The organism is Arthrobacter sp. NPDC058127 (assembly GCF_042884555.1).
In the GTDB taxonomy this organism is placed as follows: domain Bacteria; phylum Actinomycetota; class Actinomycetes; order Actinomycetales; family Micrococcaceae; genus Arthrobacter.
In genome coordinates this window covers 217922-239336 of record NZ_JBHVTT010000002.1, presented here as the reverse complement: position 1 = coordinate 239336, position 21415 = coordinate 217922, and the positions used below count along the sequence as shown (strand labels likewise).

Genomic DNA, 21415 nt, shown 5'->3' with positions numbered 1-21415 from the left:
GCAAACCCTCGCTCACGTATCGCCCCCAAACGGCAAACCCTCGCTCACGTATCGCCCCCAAACCCCTGGGCCCACCCCGACACCCGAGCGAGCGTCCACCCAAAACCCGCCATACCCGAGCGAGCATCCACCCAAAACCCCTGGGCCCACCCCCACACCCGAGCGAGCGTCCACCCAAAACCCCCCACACCCGAGCGAGCATCCACCCAAAACCCCCCACACCCGAGCGAGCAGCCACCCAAAACCCCCCCATACCCGAGCGAGCGTCCACCCAAAACCCCCCCACACCCGAGCGAGCGTCCACCCAAACCCCTGGGCCCACCCCCACACCCGAGCGAGCGTCCACCCAAAACCCCCCACACCCGAGCGAGCGTCCGCCCAAAACCCGCCATACCCGAGCGAGCGTCGGGAGAAAAGCCCCCATATCTGCAGGAGGGTTCACTTCCGAAGACGCGGCGAATACGCTGAAGCAAGCTGCCCCATTCCCCCGTCCCTTAGCTTTGGAGCCCATTAATGACAGGTTGGAATGCCGAGAACCTCGCAGGTTCGGCCGGCGCAGGTGCCGTGACATTGTTGGCAGGAACATCGTTTTGCGTCTCTGCGGCCAACGGCGACATGGACCAACTGCGACCGCACGGGATGTTCTTCCGCGACACGCGTTTCGTTTCGAACTGGGTGCTCGCGGTGAACGGCCACCCCATCGAAGCCCTGGGTTCTCCTATCCCGGAGCCGTTCCGCGCTGATTTTGTCGGCCGCGCGGCACGCACCGACGGCTTGGCTGACAGCCATCTGTTGATTGAACGCAGGCGGAGCTTGTTCGGCGGAGTCCGCGAAGATATCACGGTCAGGAATTTCTCCAACAAGCCCACCCACGCCACGGTTTCCCTCACGGTCAGCACGGACTTTGCCGACATTTTCGAGGTCAAGGAGGGCCGGGCACGCCACGAGAGCGTGCATTTGACTCGGGATAGCAACGGCTCGTTGGTCCTGGAGTCGCAACGGCAAGGGCGGCATGTCCTGGTCGCCGTTGACGCCCCGAATGGCGCGGTTGACGGAGATGTCATCAGCTATGAAATCACCTTGGAACCCCAAGGCCATTGGTCCACAGGCGTGACAGCTACCCCCCGCATCGACGGGGTTGGTCCCGAGGCGGATGCCCAGGTTTGGGGGAACCAACGCCCCGCCGATATCCCCGAAGAGAGGCTGCAGGAGTGGCACGGCAAGGTTCCCACAACGGAACTTTCCAACAAGGCCTTCGAAAAAGCGTTGGCCCAGAGCAGGGCGGATCTCGGCTCCCTCAGGATCTTCGACCCTGACCATCCCGGGCGGACCGTGGTGGCTGCAGGATCACCTTGGTTCATGGCCCTCTTCGGCCGGGACTCGCTCCTGACCTCGTTCATGACTCTTCCTTTAGACCCATCGCTGGCGCTCGGAACGCTGAAAACCCTGGCTGACCATCAAGGCCGAGCCGTCAACCCGCTCAGCGAGGAGGAGCCGGGCCGGATCCTGCACGAGGTGCGTCTCGGTGCCACCACGGGCCTCGCGCTTGGCGGCGGCAGTGCCTACTACGGCTCGGTGGACGCCACGCCGTTGTTCGTCACCCTCGCCGGGGAACTCACCCGTTGGGGATTCCATTCCGAGGTCTCGGAGTCCCTGCTGCCCGCGGTGGACCGGGCCCTGGACTGGATCCGCGACTACGGAGACGCCGACGGCGACGGCTTCGTTGAGTATTCGCGGGCCACGGACCATGGTCTCCTCAATCAAGGCTGGAAGGATTCCGGGGACGGCATCAACTTCGCCGACGGCACCTTGGCAGAGCCGCCGATCGCTTTGTGCGAAGTCCAGGGCTATGTGTACACCGCCTATCTCAGCAGGGCCTTGATGGCCCAGGAGGACGGCGACCTGAAGCTGGCCGCGGTGTGGGGCACGCGGGCGGCCGAACTCAAGCGAAAATTCAACGAGCAATTCTGGCTTCCCGAACGCGGCTATTTCGCGATCGCCCTGGATCGCGACAAGCAGCCGGTAGACGCCTGCGCGTCCAATATGGGCCATTGCCTGTGGAGTGGAATCGTCGACGACGACAAGGCTCCGTTGGTCGCGGAGCGGCTCATGTCGGACACCATGTTCACGGGCTGGGGCGTCCGGACCTTGGCTTCGGACATGGCGGCCTACAATCCGGCGAGCTACCACAACGGTTCGGTGTGGCCGCATGACAATGCCCTCATTGCCGGCGGATTGATGCGCTACGGCTTCATTGAGGAGTCGCAACGCCTTGTCACGGGCCTCCTCGATGCGGCCGAAGCGTTCGGTGGGCGGCTCCCGGAGTTGTTCTGCGGACTGGACAGGAAGACCTATGGGACGCCCGTCCCATACCCTTCGTCATGTTCGCCGCAAGCGTGGGCCGCTGCCACACCGGTGCATCTGCTCCGAGTCCTTCTCCGTTTCGATCCGTGCCTCACCCACGGCGGCCTCTGGCTGGCACCCGTCGTCCCTGAAGGCTTCGGCGAGATCAAAATGCGGAACATCCCGCTGGCCGGCTCCCGGATCTCCGTTGAGGTAACCAATGGACAAACACGGGTCACGGACCTGCCCGAGAATGTCGCGCTTCACCTCGAAGCCCGCAAGCCGCTTTCCGATCTCTTGGATGTCCATCCCGTCACCGCCGGACCGCAGCGGGGGCACTAGGTGCGCATCGGCCTCGTTGCCCCGCCTTGGCTTCCGGTCCCGCCGCCCGCATACGGCGGCACCGAGTCGATCATCGATATCCTGGCTCGCGGCCTGGTTGCCGCGGGCCACGATGTGCTTCTTGCGGCTGCGTCCGGAAGCACATGTCCAGTGGCCAAAGTCCCCGGCCCGCCGCTTGCCGACGGCTCGAGGATAGGGAACGGGACGGACGAACTCCGCCACAGTGTGTACGCATTCGCGGCCATGAAAGACGTCGACCTCATCCACGACAACACCCTGGCTGGGCCGCTGTACCGGCATCGGCCGAAAGGAACGCCCATCGTCGCAACGGCGCACCTTCCGTTTTCAGAAGAAAACCATGACATCTACCACGCCATGGCCATAGACACAGCGATCATTGCCATCTCGCATCATCAAGCGGACACTGCCCCAGGAATCAAGATACGGAGGGTCATCCACCACGGGATAGACACGCAATCCGTCCCGCTCGGAGCCGGCGACGGCGGCTATGCCAGCTTCCTCGGCCGGATGCATCCCGGCAAGGGCCTGCCGGAGGCGATAGAGACGGCCCGCCTGGCCCAGGTACCGCTGCGGATTGCCGCCAAGATGTACAGCGCGGAAGAGCATGAGTACTACGGCGCGGTCATCGCACCGCTGCTTGGGCCCGACGTCGAATACCTCGGCGAGCTGAACGCTGCGGACAAGTTCGCCCTCCTGGGCGGGTCGGTGGCCCTGCTGAATCCGCTCCAGTGGGATGAACCTTTCGGGATGGCCATGATCGAGTCCCTCGCCGCGGGAACACCGGTGGTGGCAACATTCCGGGGATCCGCCCCGGAGATCGTTTCCGAGGGCGTCACGGGCTACCTCCGTTCCAGTCCCCCGGAGCTGGCCGAGGCGGTCGTTGCCGCCGCCTCGCTGGATCGCGGCGAGTGCCGCCGCGCCGCGGAAAACTACTTCAGCGCCGAGAGGATGGTTGCCGAACACTTGGCGCTCTATGAGGAACTCCTCGCAGAGCAAAAGTGATCCTCCCAGCCAGATATGACACCCTGAAAGCAATGAGTTTTCCTAAGACGGGCCGGCTGCCGGCCACACGTGGGACCGCCACCGGGCGCCGGGCGGGCGCCGGGATGGGCTTCCTTTTTGTGCTCGCAACCCTGGCATGCATGGCCGCATTCGTTGCCACGTACTATTTTTTCGTACGCACCACAACGGGACAGTACATCGACGAATCCGCCCTGGTGGAAGCCGCGACCATCAACGGTCCCACCGAGCGTGCAACAACCCAGTTCCTCGATTGGTTGCCGGTCATCTCGGTGGCGATCGCCGCCGTCGTCGTTCTTTTCGTCACGATAATGCGCCGCCGCTGGAAGTCCGCCGGGATCGCGCTGGCCGCTTGTGTCGCGGCAAACCTGGCCACCCAGCTCCTCAAGGACTGGTTTCCGAACAGGCCGTTCCGAGGCGTCCAGACCATCGAACTGAACTCGCTCCCCTCCGGACACACCACGCTGGCGGCGTCTGCGGCTGCCGCGGTCTTCCTGGTGGTGTCTCCGCGTTGGCGGCCTTTGGCGGGGTTCCTCGGCGGCTCTTTCGCGGTGGCGGCCGGGGTTTCCACGCTGATCAACCAGTGGCACCGGCCCGCCGACGTCGTCGCCGCGTTCCTCGTGGTGGGAGCGGTCATGCTGCCGGCCGGCTGGTTGGTGCTTCGCACGGGGAAGCGCTGGAACGTCCAGGACGGCCGTGGTGGGCACTGGGCGTCGTCGCGTTTGTGGCTTTTGTTGTCGGCGCTGGCGGGCGTGGCCGCTGCGGCGGTTTCGGTGTATTCGCTGATCAAAATTGCGCCCGGTTTCGGTCACGAAAGCAGCACCACCAACTATTTCTGGGCCGGTGTCTCCCTGATTGTCATCACCGGTTACCTGGCGACGGTCGCTGCCACCTGGCTTTTCGACTTGAGTGCCCGACGGCGGCAGTCGCCTTAGCGCCGAGCGCTGGCCGCCGCCGTGGTTTCCTAATCAACCGCACCAGCTGGGGAGAAATCCAGGAACGCTTTTGAGGACGGTGCCTGATTTCAAATCGACGAGGTCGGTCCGGATGGGGGTCGGCTCGGGGCGGACGGGGTATTGGTCGCCCGTGTATTGGGGTGCCGCTGTTTCGACGGCGAGGTAGTCGCTGGCCGGGGAAATGCAGGTGTCCAGGATGCGCGACCATGCGTCGGCAGGCCGGTAGAGCTGGCGCGAGCCGTTCTTGTCGGTGAGGTTGACGACGGAGGCTTCCTGTCCGGCGTCGTACTTTCTCACTACCTGCGCGTACTGGCCGGAGGCATCGAGGACCATGGGCTGGCTCGCGGTGGTGGTGACCCCGTTCACGGCATCGGGAACGAAAGCGCCCGCGAGCGTGAGCGGCGTGGATGTCCCGGTGGTGAGGTTGATGGTCGAATAGCGTGGCGGGTCTATGCCCTTTTTCAGCCCTGCGTCGGCGACGGCGAGTTCGTTGGTGCCAGGAACGAATCCGAGGATCCCGGCATGCGCGCCCAGGGGCGACACTTTGCCCGTTTCCAGCGCGTCAATGAGGAACATGGACTGGTCGTCGGTCTGCGCCACCAAGGTGGCCGCACCCGGGACAAAGCGCCAGTCCGCGGCCGAGACCGGACCGTTGATTCCCTGGACGGCCCGCGGAGCCGAAGACGGATTGTCGACGTCGTACACGAAGAGTGCTTTCCAGTACTGCTCAGTGCCCGAAGAAGCGGTGAAGGTGAACCCTATGAGGTGCTTGGATCCTGCCGCATGGAGGTTTGCGACTGTCCCCAGGCTTGGCAACGGAACGAGCGTTGGCGGGCCGCCGGTGAGCGGGACGATCTCGAGGGAGCTGGTGTTGTCATCGTTGAGGGTGACGACGGCGAGCGCGGACGGAAGGGCGGCATACTCCTGGATGCGGGGGGCGCTGACAATGACCGTGCCCTGATCGTTGCCGGACAGGCTCGTGCCGAGGATGGTGTCCGGCTTCTTCAGCCCTTTGTTGTCTTTGCCGGTGTCCCTCTGCAGGCTGTACAGGCCGAAGGCCGCAGGTGTGGCGGAGCGGGCCAGGGCCGAGGTGGAGTTGGGGTGCGGCAGCTTCGAAAGGTTCGCTACCGTCAATCCGCCGGCAAGGAGGGCGAGGATCGCGATGGTGCCGTAGAGGCGGCGGGCGAAACGCCGTCCGGCCAGGAGCTCGGCCGCGGCGGCAATCGCTGCAGCCCGTTTGGCCGAGACGGGGCGGCGCTTAGTAGACATAGGGCTGCGCCGGCTGTGCGGTGGGGTTGATGGTGTCCGGTATCAGGACGATTGCCTCGCGACTGGCCGGGTTGGGGTTGGCGCGGAAGCTGCTGGTGAGCGTAACCCAGCTGTCGGTTTTGAATTCGTTTTGCCAGCCGGGGTGATAGACGGGAACGCCAATCGGCTGGGCGTCGACAGCGCAGCAGGTCACCACAAAACGGGTCACGAAGAAGACGTTGGAATCAGTCTTGTCCGCACTGATGAACCCGGTCACCGTGGCGGTCTTGTCGGCAAAAAAGTCCTGCCCCGCGCCTGATCGAAGCAACGATGCCCAGTCCCTCACCGTGAAGGCGGAATAGTCTCCCTTGCCGGGCAGCGCGGGCGCTTTCAGGGTGAGGGCGGACGCTGAGCCGTTGAGGTCCCGCTGTGCGACGGTTGCGGTGGTAAGGGTCGACGGCGGCAGGATCAGCAAGGCGACGACGGCGGCGACGATGGTCAGCACGCTTCCGAGCGGCCACAGCCAGCCCCATCGCGAACCGTGCCCGTCATTGCGGGCGTGGGCGTCGCCGTCGCGCTCGTGGCCGTGCTCGTCTTTGGCGGTGGGGGCCAGGGCGAAGGCCGCAAGGGCAAGCACGCCGGCGATCACGGCCATGATGACGGTGAACACGAAATACCGTGGATGGATATACAAGGCAAGCTGCCCTGTCAGGCCCAGCCAGATCGTCGCGATGAGGCCGATCAGGCTGAGGACCACGCCCTGCCACCGGACCACGAGCCGCCTAATGACCATAGTTGACCGCCAATCCGAGGACCGCTGCGCAAAGCGCCACCAGCAGGCTGAGCTGAAGGAGGGTTTTCGCGGTGAACGTGGTGCGCATCAGGGCGAGCATTTTCACGTCGATCATGGGCCCGAAAACGAGGAAGGCAACGATGCCTCCCGGCATGAAGGTCGCGCCGAACGACAGGATAAAGAAGGCATCCACGTTTGAGCAGATCGCGACAACGAAGGCCAGCAGCATCAATGCCAGGACAGACCAGACGGGATTGCTGCCCAGGGCGACCAGCACTTCGCGGGATACGGCAACCTGGATCAGCCCCGCCATGCCTGCGCCAATAAACAAGGCAGGCATCATGGCGCGCGTCTCCTGCGAGAACATCTGCACGCTGCGCCTTACCTTGCCGGCAGCACCGCCGTCGTGGTCTGCCACGTTGCACGTTTCCTGGAACCGGGCGGTCAGCAGCTCCCCGGGCCGCGGATGCCGGCTGTAGATCCAGCCGACCAGATTCGCGATGAAGAAGCCGCCCAGGACACGGGACACCAGGATGCCGTTGTTCCAGCCAAAAGCCTGTGCCGTGGTGACGATGGTGACGGGGTTCAGGATGGGCGCCGCGAACAGGAAAGTCATCGATTCCGCAACCGTAAGGCCCTTGACCACCAGGCCCCGGGCCAGTGGAACATTCCCGCATTCGCAGACCGGCAGCAACATTCCCAGAAGCGACAGGACCAGCCTCCGCAGCACCGGGCTCCGCGGCAGGCGACGAAGCAGCATGCCCTCCGGCAGCCAGACCTGGACAGCGATCGAGAGGACAATCCCTAGGAAAACGAAGGGCAAGGACTCGACGACGACGCTGATGGACAGCGTGGCAAAGTCTCGGGCGGCGTTGGGAAGCCCAAGAGTCTCCGGCGTGGACGGCGCCAGGACCCGCACGACCGCGAACAAAGCAACGATCGCGAGGCCGATGGCGAGGCCGGCAGCAGACTTCGACGTGAAAGCACGGGCCGGGCTTCTGTGCCCGTGTTCCGGCTGTTTACGTTTGTCGACTGCAGGCAGCGTCACGGGCACTCCTTCCTCCACGGAGCCGGCCGGGCGCGCCTGACCGGAAGGGGCTGGCGAAGTCGACTGTACACGCGGGGTGCTTGCGCGACTACCCCTCGGAAGTGCCCGGGAACCGTTCCGAGTGGACGATCGGGAAGCTACCTAGGCACATCAGAAGCTGCACCTAAGGAAGCGTCGGAAGAACAAGTACTGACCACTCGTTTCAACGGCCGCTTGGGGTCGTAGCCTCGCAATTACGCGAGTGTGAATAAAAAGCCGGCACCGAGTGTCACCGCTGGAAACCCAGATCGGACTCCCCTTTCGAGCGGCACCTTCTTGGCCCACCAACGAGGGATCACCCGGCTGCTAGTGCATTACCTAGCCTGGGGAGGAGTTGACCATGAGTACCACGAATGAGCAGCGAGGGGCGACGGAATCGCCACGCGAGGGCCGCGCACGGCCCAATGCGAACGGGATACGGATCGGTAAGCACTTTCGCAAACGCTGGACCGCCTTCGGCAGCACGGCGCTGATGATTGCCGGCCTGCTGGCCGGGGTGGGATTCGCCGCTCCGGCTCATGCTGCCCCGAACACGGTAGTGTCGCTGACGTTCGATGACGGTAACGCGGACCAGTTGACGGCTGAAGCCACAATGAAGAGCCTGGGCTTGGTTGGCACGTTTTTCATCACCACCGGGTGGATCGACCAGCCTACCTACTTGACCACCGCCAACCTGCAGCAAATTGCCGCCGACGGCAATGAGATCGGCGGACACACCGTGACCCACCCGGATCTTGTGTCCCTGATCCCCGCCGAGTCGAGCCGGCAGATCTGCGACGGCCGCGTGGCCCTGATGAACATGGGCTTCAAAGTCACGAGTTTCGCCTACCCCTTCGCTTCCGAAGACCCGGCCACCGAGGCCTTGGTGAAAGGGTGCGGCTACAACAGTGCCCGTGGCCTGGGCGACGCCGCCAGCAAGGACCCCGCATCGGCGACGCTTCCCGCGGCCGACACCATTCCCCCGGTCAACGCCTACGACACGAAGGCGCCGGATGAGGTAGACAGCACGTGGACCCTGGCGAATCTGCAGAACCAGGTGACCCACGCCCAGACAACCACCGGCGGGTGGGTCCAACTGACCTTCCACCACATCGCCGTCGGCACGGACCCGACGCTGACCATCACCCCGACCCTGTTCACCCAGTTCGCCACTTGGCTGGCACAGCAAAAGGCCGCCGGTACCGTCGCTGTGCAGACCGTGGACCAGGTGGTCGGCGGCACCCAGCAGCCTGCGGTCGCGGGCCCCGCTCTACCTCCGCCGCCAGGGCCCGGAGTAAACATGATCCAAAACGCCAGCCTGGAAACCCTGGTCAACACCATCCCTCAGTGCTGGGCAGCCGGCGGGTACGGCACAAACACCCCGGCCTTCTCCATCGTCACACCCGGGCACACCGGTACGAACGCTGAACAGCTCACCGTCACAGGCTGGGTGTCCGGGGACGCGAAACTCCTGCCCGCCCTGGACCTCGGCGGATGCTCGCCGTCAGGAACACCAGGACATACGTATCAGCTGAAAGCCTGGTACAAATCCACCGCGGCGACCCAATTCGAAGTCTATTACCGTGTCGGTAACGGGTTCTGGGCATACTGGACCGCAAGTCCCCTGGTCCTCGCCGCGGCGAACTGGACCCAGATCACCTGGACTACGCCACCCCTGCCGGCCGGCGCTTCAGGCATCAGTTGGGGCCTGAACATCCAAACCAACGGCACCATCACCACGGACGACTACGAGATGTACGACAACGGCGCCTCGTTCGCCGACATCCCGCCAACATATCCGTTCTACAACGAGATCACCTGGCTCGCCGCCAACGGAATCACTACCGGGTTCCCGCAGCCCAACGGCACCACGCTGTTTGAACCGCTGCAGTCGATCAGCCGGGAAGCGATGGCAGCGTTCATCTACCGGTACAAGGGCAGCCCGGCGTTTACCGCACCTGCTGCGTCCCCGTTCACTGACGTTCCCACCACGGACCAGTTCTACAAGGAAATCACCTGGCTGGCCTCCACCGGCATCACCACCGGGTACCCAGGGCCGAACAACACGAGATCCTTCCACCCGCTGGATTCGGTGAACCGGGATGCGATGGCCGCGTTCCTCTACCGATTGAGCGGCAGCCCGGCGGTAACCCCGACCGTGACGTTCCTCGACGTTCCCGCCAGCTACCCGTTCTATAAGGAGATCAGCTGGCTCGCTGCCAACGGCATCACCACCGGCTGGGCGGTACCGGGAGGAGCGATATTCCAGCCCCTTCAACCCGTACACCGCGACGCGACCGCTGCGTTCCTGTTCCGCCTCAACGCCAAGTTCCCGAGGGTCTGACGTAAGGAGAACCCGGGGCTCACGGCCCCGGGTTCAACATTTCGACCACTTTTGAACAGCTTTCCAGTCCGGGATCCCCGTATATTCGGGGATCCCGGACTGCTGAGCCGGCCAAAGGTGGTGGGATCTAGAGGCTCGACCCGCTGGGCGCGTCCGCCCGATAGAGGTTTTCGATGGTGGTGTCGGCAAGCGTCGGGCCGATTTTGGGGTACATCGTGCGGAGTTCCTTGACAGCCGCCTCGTGTCCTCGGCTGACATGGATGACGCGTAGCCAATTGATCTGCAGGCCGGAAAGGCGCACCCCGATCTTGGAAAATTGCCGGTGCTCGATGATGCGCCAAACGCTCACGGTCGCTTGGGCGAGTGCCAGCACGATGATCAACGGTGTGAAGTCACCATGTTGGTGTGAATCGAAAAAGAACGCCGCGGTGAACAAGAACGAAGCCCCGAGCGAGCCGGCACCGAAATTCTGCCATCTGAGCCAATCGAGGAAGTGCCCCGTGCGCAGCGGAGGAATCTCCCGGAGCGTCGCGTTCTCCGGAGTCGCTATCGAAATGACAGTGGACGCCAATAGCAGGCCACCCAACCACAGGTATGGACGGGCGGGATCTGCGATCTCTGGCACGGAAAGAAGCCCGGGCACGAGCACAGCGATGGGCAAGATCAAGGGAAAGGCGTCGGCCACCTGCGCCCGCACCAGGACCATCGGCTTGGACCAGTAGCGCCAGGTCAGCATCACGACACCCAAGATCAGGGCACCGACGGCATACAAGAAGGAAAGCAGAACAATCCTGCCGTTCTCCGGTCCAGGCGGCGCTGCGGCGGCCAGCCACATCCCGGCACAGCCCTCAAGCACCAGGGCGCTGCCTGCCACGATGGATATTGCTTTCGCATTCCGGATTACGCGCATGAACTGTCCCTCCACGCGCCGAGGCAGCTCCCCCTGCGATCATCGAACGCCAATGCTTCCCAGGTGTCAACGATTCCGGCGTACCCTGATGCTATGGGCCCCGAAGTCCTGGATCTCAGGCTCACCACGGGCATCCGGATTCCGTGTCTTTTCCACGGCGACGCCGATGCGAAGCCGCTGTTGCTATTGCACGCTTGGGGTGAATCCCGCCGTAGTTTTGACCGCCTCTTACCTCTGCTGACGGACTTCAGGGTCTATGCGCCCGACCTCCGTGGGCAGGGCGACGCCGAGAAGCCCGAGCACGGGTATTCGCTGATAGAACAAGCCGAGGACGCCGCAGCCATCCTGGATGCGCTCGGCGTGCACAGGGCGTTCGTCCTTGGTTCCTCCAGCGGCGGTTACGTGGCCCAGCAATTGGCCATCGGGTACCCCGATCGCGTCGCGGCGCTCGTGCTGTTGGGCACTCCCCTAAGCCTGCGGGGTCGGCCTGCTTTCGCTGACCAAGTCGCAACTCTCCAGGACCCCATCGACGAGGACTGGGTAAGGAATTCCTTGGCTTGGTTCCCGTTGCTGCACGCAATTCCTGCCTGGTTTATCGAGGACCGGGTACGCGACGGAGTCAGGATGCCCGCCCATGCGTGGAAGCGCATCCTCGATGGTTTGCGCACGGCAACTCCGCCCACCGAGTCCGGAACCATTCTCGCGCCCACCCTGATCTTGTGGGGCGCGCATGACGCCGTGCTGCCTCGAAGGCACCAGGAGGCCCTGGCGGCTCGAATACCAGGCGCCGTGTTGAAGGTTTATCCGGGGGTCGGGCACCTGGTCTTGTGGGAGTGTCCGGACCAGGTGGCAGCGGACACGGCCGCGTTCCTCAATCCCCTCGACTAACGGGCTCTCGCCGCGCAAACGGGCGGGCGTCGCCCAGATCCGGTCACACCCTCGCGGCAGCCACCCTCGGCACGAGTGCGCGCAGCCGGAGCCGGGCCGGTTCCTCGACGTACTTGAACAGCAGGTGGGTGGCCAAGGCAATCCCGAGCAGACACGTCGCCGCGAGCAGGTTCTCCACCAGCGGTCCGGCACCGTGCGGCCAGTCCCGGATGAGCCAGTAGAAGAGGTAGATGAAGAACATGTGGACCAAGTACAGGCTGTAAGAGCTCCGCCCGCCGTACTGCAGCCACCGCGCGGACAACGCCGAGCGGAGCCGTCCCCGGGTCAGGCTAAGCAGGGCGATGAGCAGCGGGAAGGCAAGCACAGCCAGGCGTCCGGGGCCCGGTTTTCCGGCCATGGCCAGGAAGATGACGACGGCGGTTCCGGTCAGCAGGGCGCCGGGACCGGCCAGTGCGAGGTTGAACTTCATGCGGTCTACGTTCCGGGCGGCGATGCAAGCGAATGCGCCGGCAATGAAGCAGCATACGATCCGCAACAGCCATTCGTACGGCTGATGCCCGTCCGTGGCGACTGGCAGGTCCGGACCCCAGACGGCCGTCGGCAGGAGGACCAGGACAGAAGCTGCCAGCGCCGCCAACGGATGCAGCCCGCGCAGCCGGAACAGGACCAGGGCCAGTAGCGGAAACGCCAAGTAGGCCAGCCACTCGGCACTGACTGTCCAGCCCGGGCCGAACCAACTGGCGCCGTCGGTACCCGGTTGGAACCAGAGATGCATCATCAAGAGCTGCTTGGCCAGCCCCCACGGCGACAGGTCCGGAGCCTGGGTCTGGAGTGACCACTCGCGCACGGATTCCTGCGCGGTCCCGTACACGAACCATAGGCCCAGGACGCCCACCACCAGGGCGAACGCAGGCCACATCCGGGCGAACCGGGCCCAGACAAAGTCCGCTGCGGCTCGCCAGCGGAACCGTGGGCCGAGCCGGTCCAGGTAGGTGTAGGTGATGATGAAGCCGCTGAGCACAAAGAACACGTCCACGCCAAGGTCGCCGTTGGCAATGACGGGACGGAACAGCTCGTAGACGGGGGCGAGGAAGGTGTGCTGCATCGCTTGAAGATGGAAAAACACCACCCACAGCGCGGCAACAAAACGAAGTGCGGTGAGTGTCGCGAGATCCGGCCGGGACTGCTTTGCTTCGCTCTTCGGCAGGCGATTCCCCGCCCCGGAACCAAGCGGCTGGGCGCCGTGCGTGTCGGGTTTCCCAGAGGTCGGATTCGCAGTGGGGGCACGATGCGGAGGCGAGATGACTGAGAACATCCAATCCACCATACCGGAGGCACCTGACCGGAGTCTGGGAACTGCCTACCCAACTGACTCGCAGTTAATGTCGTTCTGAGCCCTCAAAACGACATCTATTGCGAGCCAGTTGGGCCCACACCGCCGCTGGTGACCTGCAAAGCCTGGGGGCTGGGCCAACGCCTTCGGTGGGGACTAGTAGTTCCTGCGGTGCTTGAGTTTCGGGAGCACGACGGCGAACACCGCCGCCGCGGCCACGCCCAGAACGCCTGTGGCCCAGACGCCCGCCGCGAGCGACACGGCCGCAGTCAGGGCCGAGAGCAGCACGGGCCCGCCTGTGGCACCCGCGTCGGAGATGAACCTCCACAAGCCGAGGAATTGCCCGCGGCCCTTCTCCGGGGAAAAGTCGGCCCCGAGCGTCATGATGAGTCCCGAGCTGATGCCGTTGCCGAAGCCGATCAGGAGCGAGGCCAGCAGCAGGCCCACGAACTCGGCGGACGACGGTATCAGGAACAACGCCGTGCCCATGATGAGGGTGGACGGCACTGCGACCCACATGCGCCCCTTGCGGTCCATGAGCTTGCCGGCCGGATAGAACACGAGCATGTCGATCGCGCCGGACAAGCCGTAGATCAGCGACGCATGTGTTGCGTCCATTCCCAGGTGGTCCGCCCACAAGGGAATGACCACCTGGCGGGAGGCCCGCAGTGCGCTGAGCAGCAGGATCCCGGTCCCGACCGTCAGGAACACGCCCGCGTGGGAAACCGCGACGCCCCGGAGGGTGGGCTCGGGGCCCTTGCGGCCGCCGTCGACGTCGTCCGGCAACACAAGATCCGGGATGGTGAGGGACAGCACCGCGGCGGCAGCCATGCCCACCACGCCAACCCAATACGCGCCGCTGATGCCGGCGAACTGCATCACGGCCGCGCCGACGAACGGACCGATGAACACGCCGATCCGGGTGACGCCGCCCAACGTCGAGAGCGCGCGTGCCCGGTAGATGACCGGGACGGCTTCCGTGAGGTACTTCTGGCGCGCGAGGTTGAAGACGCTCGTGCACATCCCGACGACGGTCATCGCCGCGGCGAGCAGCCAGATGCCGTTGTGCGCAAGGAGCGGCGCGAATCCGGCGGCCAACAAGGCCAATGCTCCGGCGGCGCCTGCGGCTACGATGGCCCATCGTTCACCGAACTTGATGGTGATGAGTGACGCGGGCAGGTTGAAGAACCAGGATCCCAGCCCGATCAGGGTGACCACCAACGCGGACACGGCCACGGAAGCGCCAAGGTCGCGGGCGGACAGCGCCACCACCGGAATTACCGCGCCTTCGCCGATACAGAACAGCAAGGCGGGCCCAAAAGCGGGCAACGCGATGCTGCGGAGATTGAAGGGTTGAACGGTGCTGGTTGTCGTCATCCCTTTCATCCTAGGACGCCACCTCCTTTGCGACGCGCCAAATACCTGTCGCACAGGGAATTCCGGCAGCGCCAGGCATTCAGCGCAGCGCCAGGCAGGCCGCGCCTCACCGGGATCCACGCGGACGACGCCGGGGCACCCCTGCCGCTGCCAGCTTCCGTTCGAACACGCCGGGAGCCATGAGTTCTGCCCACATCCAACGGACGACGCCGCACCCCGTGGCACGGATCCGGTCCTCGCGCAGCTTCTCCTCGACGACGGCTTGAGCGGGGGTGCGTCCCTTGAGGAATTCCGGTTTCAGGTACTTATCGATGCCGTCGAACTCCCCGGCCAGCCGCACGCCCTTCCAATAGAAGTCCGAATAGCCCACCAGGCCCGCTTCGTCGCGGAATTCACGTTGAAGAACCGGGGCCTCGAATCCGGCGACATGCATCAAAGCGCGGCTGTAGGATTCCCCCGCAGATCCGGACAGGGGATCTGCGAAATCGATCGCCGCTTGGATTCTCCGGTTGGCCGCCGCCGTGTAAATTCCATCCACTCCCGCCAGAAGTGCCTCTTTCGTGATGGCGGGCAACCCCCTTTTCCGGTCGGATTTGAGGACGTGATCCAATGGAGCGATGGATTCGACGAACGGGGTGAAAGCGGCCAGATCCAGCACCGTGCGCACCCTGTCAGTCACCAGAAGTCCCTCTCGGCGATACACCTTGAGGCTGGCGGGGTCCGCGTAGTGGCGGGATATTCCGGCCCGGGAGCGGCCGCCGTCGTTCCTGAGGGTCACGGCCTGCACCGGATGATGCAGTCCGATAGTGGGGATACCCCATACAGACGCCGCCGAGTGTCTGGCGAAAATGGTTCGTGAGCTGGAGGTTTCGGCCGCAGCGTTGACCCGGACACGATATTGTTCCCACGGTTTCAGTGCGTCCCACGCAGCGCCGTCAACGTACACTCCTTGGCGGACGCGATGCAAGGCGCCCGCCTTGGCACTCCGAGCGAGTTCCTTGAGAGTCGTTCCGTGAAAAAGGTGATCTCGGCTGAGGATCAGGCGGGGCAACTGGGTCATGCCTACGAACCTGCCACGTGGATCGAGGCCCACGACAGCACCGAATTCCCCCATGTGGACAACTCCAAGGAAACAATCCCGACGCGTCCCGTGCCTGACGCCCCCGGAATTCCTGACGCCCCCGGAATTCCCGTTGCGTCAGGAATTCAGCGCAGCGCAGGGCAAGAAGCGCAGCGCCTACTTCAGGAAGCCGGCGTCGAACGAGTTCAGGTCGACGTTGATGCCGTTCAGGGTGTGTTCGAACTTCTGCTGGATCCCCACGCGCATAGTGCCAGCCGTGTTCCAGCCGCCGTACTGCACAGGGGCCGGTGCCAGGTAGTCCGCGGTCCAGCCGGCGTAGTTGAGGTTGCTCGTGTCGGTATCCCACAGGGGCACGTCCGAGAATGCGGTGCTGTTGCCCATCAGTCCGGGCCACATGCCGCTGCCACTGTAGATCACGGGCCGCACGCCCAGGCTCCGCACGCCATCCACCATGGCCCGCGTGACCAAGGATCCACCGGGTTCGATGTCCAGGGCGAAAAACTGCAGTTGGGACAAGTACGGGCCGGCGGCCTTGATCCCGTTCTCCCAGCACGAAGCGTCACGTGTGTAGACCGCGATCTTGAGGCCGGCGTCGAGCGCCATCTTCAATTGGGCCTGGGTCTGTTGCCACGGGGTGCACGTGCCCCAAACCGTAGAGTGCATGACGTAGAGACGGAAGCCCTCGGCGTAGGCCTGGCGGAACCAGTTGGGGTCGGTGATGGCCGCGGTGGTGTCAAGCACCTTCACGGAGCCATCTTTGGGCACGACGACGGCGGACGCGGGTGCGGCGGCAGGCTGCGGCGCGGCGGGCACGACGACGGCGGGGGCGGGTGCGGCGGCCGGCTGCGGCGCGGCGGGCACGACGACGGCGGGGGCGGGTGCGGCGGCCGGCTGCGGTGCGGCGGGCAGTGCTGGAGTTGGCGCGGCGAGCGGGGCCACCTCAGCGGCGGGTGCGGCGTTCGCGATTGGTGAGGCGCCGGCGTCGGGCGCTGTGTTGGTGGAAGGTCGAGTGCCACTGGCGCCCGTCAGTCCGAGAAGAAGCACGGCAGCGAACAAGAAGGCAAGTTTTTTGGGAATCAAATGAGGCTCCTGGGTGCTGGCCTCGGGTTCAGAAACGGGCGCAGCAGGGTGTCATGAAGGCACGGGATTGGCGCACCATGCCCGGGCCCAGTTCCCGGTCATGGCGAGGACGCCCCGCAAAAGCGAATGACGTCCAGGTGCAACTCTAGGGAAATCCCGGCGGCAGCGACAATTTGCAATCCACGTAGTAGTCGAGTAAGAACCCGCTGACTCCCGCGAAAACCAAGTAGTAAATAGAGTGTCGGCGGCGTCACCCTAAGCAATAACTAAGTAGCCCCACCCAACTGACTAGCACTTAATGTCGTTTTGAGCCTTCTAAACGACAACAAATGCGAGCTAGTTGGGCGGGGCGGCCGAAAAGGGGGGCCGCTACACGTACCCGTCCACGATCGCGGCCGCGATCTCTTTGTATGCACGGCGGGTATCGGGGCGCAGGACGTCCAGGGTAACCAGGTCGCCGTCGGCCACTCCCCTGTCATGCGGTACGGCGATCAACTGGCGGCAGATCCCGGAGAGGTGCTCCTCGATGGCGTCCTTGTCCACGCGGGACGACACCTCGTCCTTGTCCGTGATGACCACGATCGCGTTGCGGGCCAGGTCCTCGTAGCCATGGCTCGCAAGCCACTGCAGGGTGCTGCGGGCACGCTTGGCACCGCTCACGGCATAGCCGGCGGCGATGATGAGGTTGTCGGCCGATTGCAGGATGCCGCTCATCGCATTGTGCGTGACGCCAGTGCCGCAGTCCGTCAGCGCCACGGAGTAGTAGCCCGAGATCAGCTCCCTGATGCGCAGGTATTCCTCGGCGGTCAGTGAGTCCGAAACTTCCGGGTCCTGTTCGCCGGCGATGAGGTGCAGTCGGCCGGCATGGTGCATGTACCGGGCCAGCGCTGTGAGCGAATCGACGTTTTCGACGTTCTTGAGCAGGTCCGTGATGGTGCGCGGCGTGGCCTTCTGGTAGATGCCCTCACCCAGGGCGCGCTCCACGAGGTCGCCGGAATCCGGGTTGGCGTCGATGGCGCAGGGCGGGTCGCCGCGGAATTCCGCCAAGGTGAGGCCCACGCCCACCGTGGTGGAGGTCTTGCCGATGCCGCCCTTGAGGCTCAGGATGGCCGTGTTGTAGCTGCCTTGGAGCTGCCGGGAAATGCGCCGCGCCAACTCGTCCTCTTCGCGCTGCTTGGCGCTCGGGCCGAGGTTCCAGGCGCCGCCGCTCAGCTTGTACAGCATGCCGCGGAAGCCACCGATGGGACGCGGCTTCTGTTCCCGCACGAAGGAACCCGGCGAAGAAATGAAGTCGGAAATCGGAGCGCTGGCGGCTGCGGCGCGTCCGGCCCGTGCGGCAGCCGGGGGGACAGCGCCCGACGCCGGTGCTGCCGCCGTCGGGATCTCGCGGCGTGGTTCCTCAGGGCTCGCGTCGCCGCTGACCGGGTCGGTTACGGTCCCGGCGGACGCGTCGGCGGCTGCTGCCGCTTCAGCCCACGATCTGCTTTGGAGCGGGGCAGGAGTGGATGCGGACGCGTCGGAATCGTTCGGCGTAATGATCGGCATGGTTCCTGTCCAGGGGTCACCCTCTTCGCGGCGGCGATCGCGGCGTCGACGAAGTTCGGGCTGCCCTTCGTTAGATGCAGCGGCGCTGGCTTCGTTGTCCACAGAATCCGGCATGGTCTTGTCCCCTAGGATTCGCAGCGTTGTGCGCCGCGGCTCTCGTTTGAATTGCTTCAACCAGCAATTCTAGGTGGAGACCGTCACAAACCCGTCATAGCAGGCGTGCCGCGCAGTTTGGACAGCAGTTTTGGGCTTGCGCTCAAGCCGCCGGGCCAGACGACGGAACCCCGCCGGCGCCGAAGGCAATGTCGAGAAGCCCGACGTCGATCGCGTCGCCGCTGTTGTCGAGGTCGACGTGGCGGGCGCCTTTCCACTCGCAGGCATTGGCCTGGGACGCGGTCCAGAATTGTTCCCAGTTATTTAGCTTCCACTCGTCGCGCTCATATCCACGGGCTACAAGGCGCGCCCTCACGGCCTCCCCATTTGTTCGAACATGCACCACGATCAGCTCGGCCTCGGCCCAATGGTGCTCCCGCCGGGCGTTGATGAGGTAGTCCGGATCGGCGAAGAACTTGCCAAAGGGCGCGTCCAGCACCACGGAGCGGCCGATGCCCAGGTTGTCACGGGTGAGGTCCAAAATGGACGCGTATTCCAGCGGCAGGATGGACCGCTGGTAGAACTCATTATTGTCGCGCTCGTTCGGATCGGAGCCGTTGAGTGTCAGCAGCAGCTCCGTGAATCGCTTGGTGGCGGTGTCTTTGTCGATGTAAGCGGCACCGTAGTGTTCGGCGAGGAGCTTGCTGACGCTCGACTTGCCGGAGCCCGCCGGCCCGATCACGAAAAATACCTGCGGCATGGTTATCTTCAACTGTCTGTTCTGCATTGAACTCTGGATCAAATTCTTTCAACAAAGGGCTGTGGCGGGTAGGCATTGCTGCCGTCCCCGCCACAGCGCCGAGGCTAGGCCGTAACTGTGGCCCGGCGGTCCTTGACGAAGAAACCGTAGGAGAGTGCGCCCACCACCAGCAGGACTCCGCCGATCAGGAAGACCAGGGTGTAGTTGCCGGCGGTCTGGGTGAGGATGAACCCTGTGACGATCGGGGCGAGTGCCGCACCGAGGAAGCCGCCGAAGTTCTGGATGGCGCCCAGGGATGCAACCTGCGTGGGTTCTGCGATGTCCGCGGCCAGCGTCCAGAGGACACCGATCGGCACCTGGGCGGCGAAGTAACCGACGGAGAGCAGGACGATAGCCAGTGCGGAGTTGTCAACGTAGGCAACGGGCAGGACGGCTGCGGCGGCGAGGAGCGCGCCTCCGACGATCGGGAGCTTGCGGGCGGTGACGGTAGGAATGCCGCGGCGGATGGCCCTGCTGGAGATCACGCCGCCGGTCAGCACACCGATGATGCCGCAGAGAAACGGAAGGGCTGCGAGCCATCCACTCTGGCTGAGGCTGAAGCCACGGGCGGTCTGCAGGTAGCTCGGGAGCCAGGTGAGGTAGACCCACACCGTGTAGAAGATGCCGAACGCGCCCAGAACCATGAACCAGGTGTTCTTCTGCTTGAGCAGTTCGCCCCAGCCGGCTTGCTTTTCCTTGGGCTTGGACTGCTCTTCGAACTCGGCACCCTTGATGAGGAACTGTTCCTTGAGGGTGGGGTCACGGTAGACGCGCAGCCACACGAGGGCGACGATCACGCCGAGTGCGCCGATGACGACGAACATGCCACGCCAGCTCATGGTCAGCAACAGGAAGGTCAGCAGCGGTGGGGCAATGGCGTTGGCAATCTGCGAGCCGGTGTTGACGATCGAGACAGGCAGGGCGCGCTCGGTCTTGTTGAACCAGCGATCGGCAACCTTCAGACCCGACGTGAAGAATGGGGATTCGGAGATACCCAAGGCCACACGGGCGGCGTACAGGAAGCCGAAGGAGTTGGCGAGGGCTGAGAGCATCGAGATGATGGACCAGAGTCCGGCCGCCCAGGCGAACATGCGCTTGGGACCATATTTGTCCACAAGGTAGCCGGCCGGCAGGTTGGCAATAGCGTACGGCCACGAGAACGCCGAAAGCAGCAACCCCATCTGAAGCGCGTTGAGGCCGAATTCCTTGGCGATCGTGGTGTTGGCGATGCTGAGGTTGTTTCGGTCCAGGTAATTCACGATCCCGCCGATGACCAGCAGGGCTACCAGGTACCACCTGATTCTGACGCGCCTCAGGGGATTGGTGTCCGTGGTGTCTATATCTGCTGATGCTTGGCTCATGCAGCTCACTCCTTTGTGTTCTGACCGACGGTCTTTGTCGGGTTGTGCTTTCGCCGGCTACTGCCGGATTTGTTTGCCGGCCGGTGCCGGACTCCGGCTGCGCCGGGTTTTCGGCTAGCGCCGGGCTTCGTCGATCGCTGCGAGGAAGGTCTGTGCAGCGCGGGCAACGAGTCCGTAGTCGCCGTCGTTCTGGGCCGCCTTTGTCACAAAACTTCCCACGCCGACGGCGGTCACACCCGCGTCGAACCAGGCGCCGACATTCGCGGGGGTAACTCCGCCGGAAGGCATGATGGGCGCCTGCGGCAGGGGCGCAAGGATGGTCTTGACGTATGAAGGCCCGCCCAGTTCAGCGGGGAACAGCTTGATGATGTCCGCCCCGGCTTCCAGGGTGTTGACGACCTCCGTGGGGGTGAACGCTCCGCTGGCAGTGACGGCTTGGTAGCGGTTTCCTGCGGCGATCATCTTCGGATTGAACTGCGGGCTGACCAGCAACCGCGCGCCCGCAGAGATGCTGGCAAAGGCAGCCTCTGCGTCAAGCACGGTACCGGCACCGATCACGATGCCTTGGTCCCCGTATTTGTCGGCAAGCCGCTCGATGACTCCCAGGGCGCCGGGAACAGTCAACGGGACCTCCACTGCACGGATGCCGCCCTCGATGGCAGCTTCAGATACGCGGTAGGCCTCGTCGGCACTGTCCAGGCGGGCAATCAGCAAGGCGCCGGTGCGGACGATGGTCTCTAGTACTTCAAATTTGGTTAACATTGATTAAGAGATTACCCCAAATATTCACAAATCGGAACAGTCTGTGAAAACTT

17 protein-coding genes are annotated in these 21415 nt (G+C 64.3%); 5 read left to right on the top strand and 12 right to left on the bottom strand.

The window, feature by feature from the left end:
- Nucleotides 1-513 precede the first annotated feature (513 nt).
- The 3 genes from ACFVTG_RS04430 to ACFVTG_RS04420 are packed head-to-tail and all read left to right on the top strand — an operon-like array spanning nt 514 to nt 4661.
- Nucleotides 514-2685 carry a glycogen debranching N-terminal domain-containing protein gene (locus ACFVTG_RS04430; protein WP_390278421.1) on the top strand — a complete coding sequence of 724 codons (2172 nt, stop codon included), beginning with the start codon at nt 514-516 and terminating at the stop codon, nt 2683-2685.
- A complete protein-coding gene (locus ACFVTG_RS04425; RefSeq protein ID WP_390278418.1) occupies nt 2686-3708 on the top strand; it encodes a glycosyltransferase in 1023 nt (340 codons plus the stop codon).
- A gap of 32 nt (nt 3709-3740) precedes the next feature.
- Nucleotides 3741-4661 carry a phosphatase PAP2 family protein gene (locus ACFVTG_RS04420; protein WP_390278415.1) on the top strand — a complete coding sequence of 307 codons (921 nt, stop codon included), beginning with the start codon at nt 3741-3743 and terminating at the stop codon, nt 4659-4661.
- 33 nt (nt 4662-4694) lie between these two features.
- On the opposite strand, the gene ACFVTG_RS04415 is transcribed toward ACFVTG_RS04420, so the two are convergent.
- From ACFVTG_RS04415 to ACFVTG_RS04405, 3 genes are read right to left on the bottom strand one after another with little or no spacing between them, the layout of a single operon-like run.
- On the bottom strand, nt 4695-5951 hold the full coding sequence (locus ACFVTG_RS04415; RefSeq protein WP_390278412.1) for a hypothetical protein: 1257 nt from the start codon (nt 5949-5951) through the stop codon (nt 4695-4697).
- Nucleotides 5941-6723: a TIGR03943 family putative permease subunit gene (locus ACFVTG_RS04410; protein WP_390278409.1), complete on the bottom strand. Its 783-nt coding sequence runs from the start codon at nt 6721-6723 to the stop codon at nt 5941-5943. The genes ACFVTG_RS04415 and ACFVTG_RS04410 overlap by 11 nt, the downstream gene beginning before the upstream one ends.
- Entirely contained in the window at nt 6713-7765 is a 1053-nt protein-coding gene (locus ACFVTG_RS04405) for a permease (protein WP_390278945.1), read from the bottom strand. The genes ACFVTG_RS04410 and ACFVTG_RS04405 overlap by 11 nt, the downstream gene beginning before the upstream one ends.
- Nucleotides 7766-8150: 385 nt before the next feature.
- Between ACFVTG_RS04405 and ACFVTG_RS04400 the strand changes: the two genes are divergently transcribed.
- Nucleotides 8151-10133 (top strand): S-layer homology domain-containing protein, encoded by a 1983-nt coding sequence (locus ACFVTG_RS04400; protein ID WP_284755320.1) that lies wholly within the window; start codon nt 8151-8153, stop codon nt 10131-10133.
- Nucleotides 10134-10260: 127 nt separating this feature from the next.
- Here ACFVTG_RS04400 and ACFVTG_RS04395 read toward each other — a convergent pair whose 3' ends face one another.
- A complete protein-coding gene (locus ACFVTG_RS04395; protein ID WP_390278406.1) occupies nt 10261-11043 on the bottom strand; it encodes a hypothetical protein in 783 nt (260 codons plus the stop codon).
- A 93-nt stretch (nt 11044-11136) separates the two neighbouring features.
- Here ACFVTG_RS04395 and ACFVTG_RS04390 point away from each other — a divergent pair, with 93 nt between their 5' ends.
- The gene (locus ACFVTG_RS04390; protein WP_390278403.1) at nt 11137-11931 is read left to right on the top strand and encodes an alpha/beta fold hydrolase; all 795 of its coding nucleotides are present in this window, start codon (nt 11137-11139) and stop codon (nt 11929-11931) included.
- A gap of 43 nt (nt 11932-11974) precedes the next feature.
- Here the strand turns inward: ACFVTG_RS04390 and ACFVTG_RS04385 are convergent, their stop codons facing one another.
- The 8 genes from ACFVTG_RS04385 to ACFVTG_RS04350 form a co-directional block, all read right to left on the bottom strand.
- Entirely contained in the window at nt 11975-13246 is a 1272-nt protein-coding gene (locus ACFVTG_RS04385; protein ID WP_390278400.1) for an acyltransferase family protein, read from the bottom strand.
- A 174-nt stretch (nt 13247-13420) separates the two neighbouring features.
- Nucleotides 13421-14641, bottom strand: a complete 1221-nt coding sequence (locus tag ACFVTG_RS04380; protein WP_390278397.1) for an MFS transporter — start codon at nt 14639-14641, stop codon at nt 13421-13423.
- 106 nt (nt 14642-14747) lie between these two features.
- Complete coding sequence (locus tag ACFVTG_RS04375; RefSeq protein WP_390278394.1) at nt 14748-15701, bottom strand: hypothetical protein; 954 nt, start codon at nt 15699-15701, stop codon at nt 14748-14750.
- A gap of 177 nt (nt 15702-15878) precedes the next feature.
- Entirely contained in the window at nt 15879-16802 is a 924-nt protein-coding gene (locus ACFVTG_RS04370; protein WP_390278391.1) for a hypothetical protein, read from the bottom strand.
- A 369-nt stretch (nt 16803-17171) separates the two neighbouring features.
- Complete coding sequence (locus ACFVTG_RS04365; RefSeq protein ID WP_390278388.1) at nt 17172-18461, bottom strand: MinD/ParA family protein; 1290 nt, start codon at nt 18459-18461, stop codon at nt 17172-17174.
- A gap of 142 nt (nt 18462-18603) precedes the next feature.
- Complete coding sequence (locus tag ACFVTG_RS04360; protein ID WP_284755309.1) at nt 18604-19200, bottom strand: AAA family ATPase; 597 nt, start codon at nt 19198-19200, stop codon at nt 18604-18606.
- 104 nt (nt 19201-19304) lie between these two features.
- The gene (locus ACFVTG_RS04355; protein ID WP_390278385.1) at nt 19305-20600 is read right to left on the bottom strand and encodes an MFS transporter; all 1296 of its coding nucleotides are present in this window, start codon (nt 20598-20600) and stop codon (nt 19305-19307) included.
- Nucleotides 20601-20714: 114 nt separating this feature from the next.
- Nucleotides 20715-21362, bottom strand: a complete 648-nt coding sequence (locus tag ACFVTG_RS04350; protein ID WP_390278382.1) for a bifunctional 4-hydroxy-2-oxoglutarate aldolase/2-dehydro-3-deoxy-phosphogluconate aldolase — start codon at nt 21360-21362, stop codon at nt 20715-20717.
- Nucleotides 21363-21415 lie beyond the last annotated feature (53 nt).